The following is a 12,632-nucleotide window of genomic DNA, read 5'->3' on the forward strand; positions in this document are numbered from 1 at the left end:
TGGTGGGCGCTGACGGGATCGAACCGCCGACATTCTGCTTGTAAGGCAGACGCTCTACCAACTGAGCTAAGCGCCCTTAACGTCTTCATCGTTTGTGAGGTGCATTATAGAGAATCTTTACAGCCTGTCAAACGCTTTTCCTCATCTTTTCTAAAAAAACAGTGTGAATGATTAAAAAATAGGTAATTCACGATAAAATCTAATATTTCAGTATTTTATTTAAACACTTATTCGATTTCTAACAGCTAAATTTCTAAAGGCGATTCAGAAATGTAGACCAGTGCATGTTCAGGAACCAGTTCAAACAATTCAAGAATCTCATCATTCTGCATACGAATACAGCCATGCGACATTGGAATACCCATTGGTTGGCTTTCAGGTGTTCCATGAATATAGATATATCGATTGAACGTGTCGCAGCCCTCACCTTTATTAAAACCAACTTCTAAGCCATCTAGCCAAAGAATACGAGATAAAATCCAATCCCGTTCTGGAAACTGTTCCGCTAATTGCTGATTATAAATTTCACCCGTAGGTTGACGAGCGATGAAGACTGAATTCTTTGCTGCTTTCTGACCGATTTTCTGAGCAACACGATGCCAGCCTCGTGGTGTTTTACCACTATTTTCTTGTTCACCAATGCCATTCTTGCCAGATGAAATCACATAGAACTTATTATGTTTGGGCAAATATAAGGTTTGTTGTGCTAGATCGATCAAAATATCAGCTTGTTCGATGGTATACGACATTTTTATCTCAAGATTAAATAACGCTAAATTATTTCAACACAAATCATAGCTGATTTCTGTAGTTTTGATTTTTTAAAAATTTGGCTCTATAGGCGTTTAAAATGACTAAAAAATTATGAGTATTCTTATTATAGCATTTGGTTTGTTAAATTTAAGCGTAAATCAACGCAGCATTAAAGCCATCTCTCAGATTTACTTAATCATTTTTTGACTCAGGCTCAGGGCGTGACCACAGCCAAATTGCAACGATCAACATCGTCACATCAGTGAATACTTTGACTAAGATTGGTGCATTGGTAAATAACATCAAAACTCCACTGATTAGCATCATAATTGATGCAATCCATTTTGCTTTGCGTGGCACAGTGCCGTATTCACGCCAGTTGCGTAAGGTAGCTCCATATTTGGGATGATTGAGTAACCAAGCATCCATTTGTGGCCATCCTTTTGATGCAGCCCAAGCAGCAAGGATCAAGAAAACCGTTGTTGGCATACCTGGCAAAATTGCACCAATAATACCGAGCGTAATGAAAATTACGACCAGACTTCGCCAAAATAAAGTTTTCATTGCGCTATTAACCAATACGTCAACACAAGCGTGCTAGTATAAAGTGTTTTTAAGCTGCTTTCTTAAACTTGGCTGGCTTATTTCTATGATTGGATTAAATGATGTCTGAAGCCGATTCTACGCCGCTGTTTTTTGAACCTTGGATACAATTTAAAACCCCAATCGTCAGGCAGCTCGCATTTTGCATCTCGAGCCCGAATATCCTTTCACAAAAGCCACATGAATTAGTAATAAAAAACAATTTTGAGCTACACGATGACCTTCATTGGCAAGAGCTTTACCAATCCTACGAAGCACGTTTATTTCAGTTAGATGATGATCCAAGCCCTTTAATTGAATTTATAGCTCGCTTAAAAAGCACACGACTTGGGTTGCGTTTCGAAAATTTACTGTGGTTTTGGCTTTTAGATCAGGATTTTCATCATTATCAATTACTTGGTCATAGCATACAAATCATCAACGGCGCAGTAACAATTGGAGAGCTCGATTTTTTAGTTTTAAATCAGCGAAGTAATGAAATTGAACATTGGGAAGTGGCATTAAAGTATTATCTAGGTGAAATGGATCTAGAATTAAAACATTGGTACGGGCTCAACCGACAAGATACATTGAACAGGAAATTACAACATTTCACTGAACGACAATTTCAGTTTTCTGAAATAAATGATTATAAAATTCAAAGAAAATTTTGTGTTTTAAAAGGTCAATTGTATTTACCGACTGTTTGCAACGGTCAACGCCCCCTCCCCACATGGATAAATAATCGTCGCAGAATAGGAAAATGGGGAACACATATTCCAATCGCTCAATATCATCGCTTACAACGGCATGAATGGTTGTGCCCAAATCGTGAAGTAAGTTCTACCTCAGCCAAATGGTGGACAGATGGGCTCTATCACGATCCCAATAGTGAACCTCAGTTTTATATGTTTAGGACATCATTGTTCAAGCAAACTTAAGTTGTTTAACTTTTATAAAGTAACATTTCATAACAGTTCTACAAACAAACCATCATGTTCATTTTATAGTATTTTTTTTAGCCTCTAAGAACATCATAATTACATTTAAACGGAGAAGATGATGAAAAAAATCTTAGTTGCTTCGATCATGACTGCTTTTGTTTTAACTGGTTGTAATACATTTAAAGGTTTTGGTCAGGACGTATCTAAAGCAGGTGACAAAGTTACTCAGACTGCTGAAAAAACTCAAGAAAAAATGTAATCTTGATCCAGCAAGTTCACAAAACCTTATCTCATCTCAGATAAGGTTTATTTTTACATACCTTTCTTAATCATATTCCCCTATTATATCGGTTCAGAATTCACCAGATTTAGCTACATCTCGCATGAACCAGCATTCCGATACTTTAGAACTCAGTTTACAACTTCTTCGTCAACCTTCTGTCACTCCATTCGATCATGATTGTCAAAAAATCATGGCTGATCGATTAGAGAAAGTAGGTTTTAAAATTGAAAAGATGCGCTTTGAAGACGTTGATAATCTTTGGGCACGTCGGGGTACAGAACAACCTGTTTTTTGTTTTGCTGGGCACACAGATGTAGTCCCAACAGGTCATTTAGATGCATGGAACTCAGATCCATTTCTGCCAAGCATTCGTGATGGCAAGTTATATGGTCGTGGTTCAGCTGATATGAAAACAGCTTTGGCAGCAATGGTTGTTGCTTCTGAGCGTTTCGTAGCAAAACATCCAAATCATAAAGGTTCTATTGCGTTCTTAATTACCTCTGATGAAGAAGGCCCATCAATCAATGGTACTGTCAAAGTTGTTGAAACCTTAGAAGCGCGCAATGAGAAAATGACGTGGTGTCTTGTTGGAGAACCTTCGAGTACTCATCGATTGGGTGACATTGTAAAAAATGGTCGTCGTGGATCTTTAAATGCTGTTTTAACGATTCATGGCAAGCAAGGACATGTGGCTTATCCTCATCTTGCACAGAATCCAATTCACCTCGCCTCTAAAGCAATTAATGAGTTATGTGAAACAGTTTGGGACAATGGCAATGAATATTTCCCTGCGACTTCTTTCCAAATCTCAAATATTCATGCAGGAACTGGCGCAACCAATGTCGTACCAGGAACTTTGAAAGTGACTTTTAACTTCCGTTATTCGACTGAGGTTACAGCCGAAATATTAAAACAACGTGTTATCGAAACTTTAGATAAACACCAATTAACCTATGACATTCAATGGACCTTGTCTGGTTTACCATTCCTTACACCTGTCGGTGAGTTGGTGAATGCAGCAAAAACAGCCATTAAAAATGTAACAGGCATTGAAACCGAACTTTCTACGAGTGGCGGTACTTCAGATGGTCGTTTTATCGCACCAACTGGCGCACAAGTGCTAGAGCTAGGGGTTTTAAATGCAACCATTCACCAGATTAACGAACATGTCAACGTAGATGAGCTTGATCCATTAACTGATATTTATGAGCAGATTCTAGAAAATTTATTAACTTAATCCTGTGCATTAAAAAAGGAACTCTATTTTGAGTTCCTTTTTTATTTTATAAACCTAGCTTGGTTTGAATATGCTGTAAATTAGGTACGTAGAATTGCTTCTCTCCCATTTTTACATACTTGAAGACCGTACTATCATTAATATCACGTTCTTCATCTACCATTTCTGAGATACGTAAACGAATAGATTCTGGCATTTCGTTGCATACCAAAGCAAAGCGTTCTGAAACATCATCACCCTCAATGACCAAAGCAACACCTTCTTTTAACTTCGGATCATTGACAGCAAAGACTGGTAGCTTAAGATCATGCCACTCAATGAAATCAACATTGGTTTCAGTATCCATTGCTGAAAGCACAATGTTTTGTGGTAACAACATTGGAACATTATCAAAACAATCAATAATATAGGCATCAATAAAACCAGTAGATACTGTAATTAAATGCTGTAGTTCTTGTTGGTTAATTTGTCCCAATCCAGCAGTGTTCGCATTTTTTTTTGCCATTCGTTTCTACCTCTCAGCGAACCGTCAGTAAACTTTCGATATTTTCCAAAAGAGTTTCCTCTTGGAATGGTTTACCCATGTATTGACTTACACCCAATGACAATGCTCGTTCACGATGTTTCTCACCAGTACGTGAGGTAATCATAATAATCGGTAAATCTCGGTGTAACTCATGATGTCGAACAAGATTCGTCACTTCGAAACCATCCATTCGCGGCATTTCAATATCTAACAACATTAAATCAGGTTTGATTGTTTCAAGTTGTTCAATTGCATCAACACCGTCTTTCGCTGTCACAACATCATAACCATGACGTTCTAATAGACGTGATGTGACTTTTCGTACTGTGACAGAGTCATCGACAATCATAATCAAACGACGTTCATCATAACGCTGTTTGGTATAGGTATCATCAGCTTGTTTACTGCGATGAGTTGACTGCGCCTGACGAGCAATAGTTTGACCATCTAGAATCAAACAGACTTGTCCATCACCTAGAATCGTCGCTCCTGCAATCACACCAATACTCGAGAACTGTTGTCCAATAGGTTTCACAACAATTTGGCCACGAGAACCGATCAATTGATCAACCAGTAAAGCCGTAGTTTGACCTTGCGCACCTTTAACCAAAAGTACAGGCAGAGAATGCACCATTCCACTTAAGCGTGGAATTGGTTGACCTGCTACAAACTCAGATAAATAACGTAAGCGATATTTCTCTTGATCAATTGTGAAGTAATCATCCTGACCTTCGAAATATTGTTCTAAAGCTGCAGGAGAAATTCGCACAATACGATCAATTTGTGCAAGTGGGAACGCAAATTGCTGATCACCCGCTTTCACCATTAACGCATCACTAACCGCCACAGTTGTTGGGACACGAATTGTGAAAGTTGTTCCCTTACCAAGTGTTGAGTTTACATTGACGTGACCACCTAATGCTTTGATATCACTTTGTACAACGTCAAGACCTACACCACGACCTGAAATCTGCGTAACCTGTGCAGCCGTACTAAATCCTGGGTGGAAAATAAATTGTAAGATTTCTTCTTGTTCAAGCTTTTGATCTTTGGTCATCAAACCCGTTTGAATAGCTTTCTGCTTGATACGGCTAACATCAATACCTTTACCATCATCACTGAATGTCACAACAACATCAGTTCCTTGACGACCGATATTTAATACAATATGACCTGTTTCTGGTTTATTGGCTTGCAAACGTTGCTCACGATCCTCGATACCATGGTCAATCGCGTTACGTAACATATGTTCGAAAGGCGCAATCAATCTTTCGAGAATACTACGATCTAGTTCACCCTCAGTATTATTTACCACCAATTCTGTTGGACGATTCAATGTAGATGCTGTTTGACGAACAATACGCTGTAATCGTGGTAGCAATCTTGAGAAAGGTACTAGACGAGTTCTCATCAAGCTTTCCTGTATTTCAGCTTGAATACGAGACTGCTGTAATAGCAGACCTTCAGTATCACGGATCTTTTCAGATAAAGTTGTTTTAAAATCGACTAAGTCAGATGCCGATTCAGCTAAAGATTTCGACAATTGATTGAGTGAAGAATATTGATCCATCTCTAATGGATCGAAATCCTCATAACGTGAATTTTCACCGCCATGACGAGCAATAATTTGACTTTCTAACTCACCTTCCATTCGACGCAACTGATCAGCCAAACGCTTAATCGCTAGCTCCATCTCAGTTAGAGTTCCACCTAACTGTCCCAAGTCCATCTCAATACGCGAACGGTTGATCGCATTCTCGCCTGATAAATCAATCATTTTTTCAATGACATCAGCAGAAACACGGATCATTTCATTGTTCTGTTCGATACGCTCAGAACTTTCCCACTCACCAAACATTGATGGTGGCTCAGTACCATCACCTTGCACAAACTCCATTGTATATTCAGGAGTAAATACATCTTTAGCAGAGATTTTTTGTGGAAGCTGTGCAGAAACATCAACGAATTCGATATTTTCTAAACTATGTTTTAAACCATCAAAATTGGCGTATTGACGTTTGAAAATAGCGTCATGTAACCAAGTTAATGCTGTATTGAGTAAATTGTCATAAACATTAGAGTTGAAATGATGTAAACCAAACTGCTCAAAGGTATTTTCCAAATGATAAGCAATAACACCAACTGCTTCGAGTTGAGCCATGCGTGCTCCGCCCTTTAAACTATGGGCATTACGCTGCAACTGCAATAACAAGCTACGATTACCACGTTGTTCAAACCATTGTTTTAATAAACTTTGAGCTTGTTCTAGTAATTCTTCTGCTTCTTCAAGGAACGTTTCTTCGACAAGTGAACGTACTTCCTCATCAGCATTTTGAGATGTTTCGAGGGCATTCTGCTCAATCGTAGCTGCAACCTCACCGTCAATTTCAATGATTGGACTAGATGTCTCAGTCACCAAAGAAGTAGTCGCATCATAGTGATCTTGCGGTTGGCTATCAACAACTTCAACAGACTGCACAAGTGTGGAAGAAACTGATTCTGAAACAGAACCTTGATGTTGCTGCTGTAGAAGATTTACGACATGTACTGATGGATAATCGATTTGTTGATCACGAATTGTTTGAACACGATCAGCAATGTCATCTTGTACCAATCTTATTAATGCGATCAGCTCAGAAGATGCGTGAAGTTGCTGATTAATGAGCTTTTCGTAAATTGTTTCTAGCTCATGTGCGATTAGTCCCATATGCGTTGCTTGAATCATATTTGATCCACCTTTTAAGGTGTGCAAATAACGCATAAGATTTTTTAATGCAGCTAAATTCGTATGATCAGCAGTCCAAAGACTTAAATCTGAATCAATACCAGCGAGTAACTCGTCCGCCTCATCTAAGAAGATATCAAGTAAGTCTGGATCAAAATTACGATTTGAATCACTAGATTGTAGTAGTTGTTTGTCTAAAGCCAGTTGTTGAGCGAAATCTGTTACATCTACTGTATTACTGATGGTCGTTTGACTATTGTCATCAGATGAAAGGGCTTCAACCTCGTCACTTTCAATAATGATTTCACTGTTATTTAAGCTTAGCTCTTGATCTTGATCCTGCACATCAAGTATGAATTCTTGCTCAGCTTTTTGCTCGTGTGAAACTTCAGATACTTGAGACGAACCAGATGCACTTACACCTTTGAGCAAACCCAGAACATGGGTTGAAGGATAATCAACTTGATGATCTTTAATGGTTTGAATACGATCAGCAATATCATCCTGTACAGCACGAATTAAATTAACTAAAGCAGAGGAAGCCTGTATCTGTTGATTGATTAACTTCTCGTAAATAGTTTCTAGCTCATGTGCGATTAATCCAATATGCCTTGCTTGAATCATATTTGACCCACCTTTTAAGGTGTGTAAATAACGCATCAAATTCTTTAGAGCATTTAGATTTTGTTGATCAGATGACCATGTCGTTAAATCTGCATCGATACCTGCGAGTAACTCATCAGCCTCTTCAAGGAAGATATCTAAAAGATCAGGGTCAAAATCTCGATTGGACTCATTAGAGTCAAGCATTTGCTTATCAAGCGCAAACTGCGTTGAGAGATCATTTACAGTTGTATGTTCACTAATATCTGAAGTGTCAGGCTGATCTTGAGCGACTTCAACAATCTCGGCAAGTAATTCATCACTTGATGCAACACTTTCCACATTCTGCTGAGTAAATGAACTCAGTTCATTGAGAATACGCTCATGAACTTTAGTCAAAGTTACCCGTTGTCCTGCTGCCAACGTATCAAATAATTGAATAAAGTGTTGATGAACTTGCTGATATAACTCAAAAGCATAATCAAGATTTAATAAACTCGGTTTGAATAGAAGATCTTGATAACTTGAACGTAACAGACTTGTGTACTGATACATCCCAATTGTTGCATGATGATGAGTATGCTGTAATAAAAGCTCTGTTTGCTTACTTAATGTTTGAATATACTGAGGAAATTCACTGCGGGCACGCTTTTCAAAATCAAACTCCACATCAAGCAGATCATTGATATCAAGCTCTAATAATTGAGAAACAAGACCTTGAGGACGTACGGTATCCCCTTGTTTTTCTTCCAATTGAAAATCATAGCTATCCCAAGCAAAATTGAAGGTATCAAAAATTTCATCAAACTTTTGCTTTGGACCTTCTTGTTTAAGTGTGTGTAAATAATCACGCACAAACTGAGCATAATGGATGAGTAATGCAGTTTCATCCGAACTTGAATCTAATTCTTCTTGTAAGAGCGTTTTGAATAAGTTCTCAACTTTTGAACTTGCATCAAATACCTGATCTACATGTGCCATTGCTGAACTACCACGCAAGGTATGTAAAGCTCGAATCAAGGTATTATAATTATCATTTGTTGGACGATCTTTCAGTAAAAATTGATCAATCGTTGCTAAATGATCCTCCGACTCTTCTAAGAAGATTGCTAAAGTTTCTTTTATTAAACCATCTTCTTCAGTTTGGTCTTCAACAAGATTTTCTTCATTAGAAACAGCTTTTGCTTCTTCCAAACTATCGTCAGCACTTACTTCCAAGCCTGTCATGACATCTTCTTTATCTAAAGTAACTGACAGTTGTAGCAATTCGGCTAAAGCAGGCTCAAGGCTTTGTTCTTTTTGTAGTTGCTGCCCCAATAACACTAATGGCTTTAAATTAATATGATGAGCTTGAACTGATTTAAAATCTTGGACGAGTTTAAATCTATAGATATTGAATACCGTTTGTACATATTGCTGAATATTCTGATCCAGTGAAATGGTACCTGCAATTATGCGATTCAGAGTTTCTTCAACAGTCCATGCCAATTCGCCTGATGATTTCGCACCGACCATTCGACCAGAACCTTTCAATGTATGAAAGTGGCGGCGAATATCTGTAATTACATCTTTTTGATCAGGGTGTTCGATCCATTGAACTAATAATGGTTCTAATTCAACAAAAATCTCATCTAACTCTTCAATAAAAATATCAAGAATCTCTGAGTCCTGCTCAAGATAACTGTCTTCAGGAAGCGTCATCGTTTCAACTAATGTTTTTAATATTTCTTTCATAGCGGCTTCTTTCGTTTTTATCCACTAATTGTGGCTTAAAAATACGTGTACCAACCGTACAAGATGTCGTTCCATATACTCATCATCTTGCCGAGATATTCGAAATTTCATTTCAGTCAGAGGGTTGATTCTCAGCAACCCTCTGACTCAATGTTTATTCAGGTAACTTAAAGTCAGTTACAGACTCACGTAATGATTCAGCCATGCTTGCCAATTCAGAAACAGAACGAGCTGTATCGAAGGTTGCAGTAGTCGTTTGAGATGTAATTTCTTGAACGACGTTCATCGTAGTTGCAATATGACTTGCTGAAGCAGATTGTAGTTTTGCGGCATCAGAAATGCTTGCAATCAATTTCGCTAAGTCGCCAGATACCGTTTGAATTTCGTCAAGTGCGATACCTGCATCTTTTGCCAAGTTTGCACCGCGAACAACCTCTGCCGTTGTTTGTTCCATTGAAATTACGGCTTCATTGGTATCTGTTTGAATTGTTTTTACCAATCCTTCAATCTGTTTAGTTGCTGATGCTGAACGTTCAGCTAGACGTTGTACCTCATCCGCAACTACCGCGAAACCACGACCAGCTTCACCAGCCATCGATGCTTGAATTGCTGCGTTTAATGCCAAGATGTTTGTTTGATCGGCAATATCATTAATCAACGATACGATGTTACCAATTTCTTGAGAAGATTCACCCAAACGCTTAATACGTTTAGAGGTTTCCTGAATCTGCTCACGAATATGATCCATACCTTCGATTGAACGGTTTACAACATCTGCCCCGTTTGATGCAATTTGTACAGAACGCAATGCTACATCAGCCGATTCAGAAGCGTTGGCAGATACTTGGTCAATTGACAATGCCATTTCATTCATCGCGGCAGATGCGCCTGCAATTTCTTGTGCTTGGTGCTCAGAAGCTTCAGCTAACTGGTTAGTAATATTCTGTGTATCTTGCGTGTATCGTGCAACTTCTTGAGATGTCTCAGTGATTCGAGAAACTAGATCTCGTAACTGATCAATTGCGAAGTTAATGGAATCGGCAATCGCACCCGTAAAGTCTTCCGATACTGTTGCATATGAACGTAAGTCACCGTCAGCTAAGTCTGCAATCTCATCGAGTAAACGTAAAATCGCATTTTGGTTACGGTCATATTCATCTTGTAAACGAGTTACACGCTCTTTATCAGTATTACTACGTAATGCGAGTAATTGTAACGCAGAGAAAACCAATAGTCCTAAAGCACCAATTAATACGATACCTGCAACAACATTACCCCAACCACCCTCTGCTTTATCAGATAATGCATTTAATGACCCAAGTAAGGCATCTGATTGAGAGAAAATTTGAGATGAAGCTTGACGAACACGAACGATTTGATTTGCATTCTGTAATACTGTTTCTGCAGCTGATTTTAGAACAGCATCATAATCAGATTTAATGCTATCCAAAGATTCACGTAAATCAGGTGATTCGATACGATCTACACCAAGTTCAGCACTACCATTTAATTGAGCATTTAAGTAAACACCAAAAGTATCAATATCAGCACCGAAGTCATTTGCAGAGATACTAGAGTTATCCGTACCTACTAGTACTGAGTTAATTGAACGTAAAATACGTTCTGCAATAAACACTTGGTTTTTAGTGATAATTACCTGACTACTTGGCATGTTCTCACGAACCATTTGATCAACCATCAAGTTATACTCAGCCTGAATTTCAGGAATCGTTTCACTGATGGAAATGTTCGTATCATAAAGCTGATTAATGACTTTTTGTTGCGAAGCAATTAAATCAATGTTTTTAGAAACATTAGTCCAAAGTTCATTTACTTTTTTGTACTCTGCTGAGCCTTTACCATAAACATTCTCAACAAGTTCCAAGTTCTCAGCAAATCGTTTTTCTGACTCAACCAAACTCTTCATCGCTTCAGGTGTACCTGAAGCCGTTGCCTCTGTTGCTTGGCGCGAAATCATCTGCGATAACAAACGCAACTCACCCAAACTACGAGTTAATTGGTTTGAACGTGGAACACTGACAAAAAGGTAAATTAAGAGGATAACTGCTAGAGCTAAAGCGATTAAAGCTCGATAAAGAATCGGTCTAGATTTCTCAGTTTCACCGAATAATCGTGAAAACTGATCTAATTGAGTGCGTATTTTTTCTAAAAATGCGCTGCTCTTCTTAGTACCAGAACTATCATTAACACTGCCATTTTTCTTTTTAAGTTTAAAGCCCATACCAGCTTCTCCCCTGAATACGCATTTATGTTCCGTAGCGTAAAAATTAGTTTATAAATTTTATTGATGCATTCATGTATTGAGGGTTTTGCAACAACCGACTCAGTAAAAATACATGCCATTGTTGGTTATGTTGGTGGAAGTATCCCTGACAATACTCTTTGAGCTTATTGTCTAGTTCAGAACTTTGAGAAAAAAAACTCTTTTTATTAAAGTGCTGAATCCCCAAAACTTGGTCTACAACCAAACCAACATAATGATCTTGATGGCTTATACAAATTACTTTTTGCGTTGGTGAAAATTGGCTCCTTTGTCCTGAAATAAAATGTGTTAAATCAGAAACTGAGAGCAACCGCCCACGAATATTTGCCAAACCACGCACCCATGATTGAGTATTTGGTACTGGTGTATATTTCGGTGGATAAATCACCTCCGAAATTTCCCCAAGTGGCGCAACAAAATATTGCCCTAACATCTCAAATGCAATACCAGACCAACGACTGACTTCATTTTGTGTTGAAGCGTATTGTTTATTGCCTCGCTTGGATAAGCGAAGCAATTCGATAAATCCATTTGCAGCCATAACCTATCCCATATTGAGTATTGAAAAGGCTCGTACAATTAACTTAATAGTTGCTTGATCACATCTATCAGTTGCTGTTCATCAATAGGCTTAGTTAAGTAATCACAAGCACCTTGACGTTTACCCCATACTCTGTCTGTCGCTTGATCTTTGGTACTTACAATCACGACTGGAATATGTTGTGTATCCTTACCTTTACTGATTTGACGTGTTGCTTGAAAGCCATTCATCCCTGGCATTACCACATCCATTAACACAAGGTCTGGTAACTCAGCCTGTGCCATTGTTACACCGTCAGCACCATTAGTTGCTTCTAAAACTTCATAACCGTGCTTTGTCAAAATTTCTCTAAAACGAAACGTTTCAGTAGGAGAATCATCTACAATAAGTATACGAGCCATTTTTTCCTCGATTTTAAAT

At 38.3% G+C, this 12,632-nt stretch carries 10 protein-coding genes and 1 tRNA gene; 3 read left to right on the forward strand and 8 right to left on the reverse strand.

Annotated features, from left to right (window positions below; genetic code table 11):
• The 3 genes from F948_RS11205 to F948_RS11215 form a co-directional block, all read right to left on the reverse strand.
• Positions 1-76: transfer RNA gene (locus tag F948_RS11205), tRNA-Val, on the reverse strand.
• A 169-nt stretch (positions 77-245) separates the two neighbouring features.
• Positions 246-749 (reverse strand): cell wall-recycling L,D-carboxypeptidase ElsL, encoded by a 504-nt coding sequence (gene elsL, locus F948_RS11210; protein ID WP_004963873.1) that lies wholly within the window; start codon positions 747-749, stop codon positions 246-248.
• A 196-nt stretch (positions 750-945) separates the two neighbouring features.
• Positions 946-1,317, reverse strand: a complete 372-nt coding sequence (locus F948_RS11215) for a YbaN family protein (RefSeq protein WP_004963875.1) — start codon at positions 1,315-1,317, stop codon at positions 946-948.
• 101 nt (positions 1,318-1,418) lie between these two features.
• Between F948_RS11215 and F948_RS11220 the strand changes: the two genes are divergently transcribed.
• The 3 genes from F948_RS11220 (at position 1,419) to dapE (ending at position 3,799) form a co-directional block, all read left to right on the forward strand.
• On the forward strand, positions 1,419-2,276 hold the full coding sequence (locus F948_RS11220) for a DUF1853 family protein (RefSeq protein WP_004963879.1): 858 nt from the start codon (positions 1,419-1,421) through the stop codon (positions 2,274-2,276).
• A 118-nt stretch (positions 2,277-2,394) separates the two neighbouring features.
• Positions 2,395-2,538, forward strand: a complete 144-nt coding sequence (locus tag F948_RS11225) for an entericidin A/B family lipoprotein (RefSeq protein WP_005402122.1) — start codon at positions 2,395-2,397, stop codon at positions 2,536-2,538.
• A gap of 124 nt (positions 2,539-2,662) precedes the next feature.
• Complete coding sequence (gene dapE / locus F948_RS11230; RefSeq protein WP_004963882.1) at positions 2,663-3,799, forward strand: succinyl-diaminopimelate desuccinylase; 1,137 nt, start codon at positions 2,663-2,665, stop codon at positions 3,797-3,799.
• Positions 3,800-3,845: 46 nt separating this feature from the next.
• Here the strand turns inward: dapE and F948_RS11235 are convergent, their stop codons facing one another.
• From F948_RS11235 to F948_RS11255, 5 genes are all read right to left on the reverse strand, one after another.
• Positions 3,846-4,304 carry a hypothetical protein gene (locus F948_RS11235; protein ID WP_004908731.1) on the reverse strand — a complete coding sequence of 153 codons (459 nt, stop codon included), beginning with the start codon at positions 4,302-4,304 and terminating at the stop codon, positions 3,846-3,848.
• Positions 4,305-4,317: 13 nt separating this feature from the next.
• Complete coding sequence (locus F948_RS11240; protein WP_004963885.1) at positions 4,318-9,387, reverse strand: hybrid sensor histidine kinase/response regulator; 5,070 nt, start codon at positions 9,385-9,387, stop codon at positions 4,318-4,320.
• 154 nt (positions 9,388-9,541) lie between these two features.
• Positions 9,542-11,629 (reverse strand): methyl-accepting chemotaxis protein, encoded by a 2,088-nt coding sequence (locus F948_RS11245; protein ID WP_004963889.1) that lies wholly within the window; start codon positions 11,627-11,629, stop codon positions 9,542-9,544.
• Between the two features lie 46 nt (positions 11,630-11,675).
• On the reverse strand, positions 11,676-12,212 hold the full coding sequence (locus F948_RS11250; protein ID WP_004908738.1) for a chemotaxis protein CheW: 537 nt from the start codon (positions 12,210-12,212) through the stop codon (positions 11,676-11,678).
• A gap of 38 nt (positions 12,213-12,250) precedes the next feature.
• The gene (locus F948_RS11255) at positions 12,251-12,613 is read right to left on the reverse strand and encodes a response regulator (protein WP_004664659.1); all 363 of its coding nucleotides are present in this window, start codon (positions 12,611-12,613) and stop codon (positions 12,251-12,253) included.
• Between the last annotated feature and the right edge of the window lie 19 nt (positions 12,614-12,632).

Origin of the sequence: Acinetobacter junii CIP 64.5 (assembly GCF_000368765.1) — a bacterium.
Taxonomy (GTDB): Bacteria; Pseudomonadota; Gammaproteobacteria; order Pseudomonadales; family Moraxellaceae; genus Acinetobacter; species Acinetobacter junii.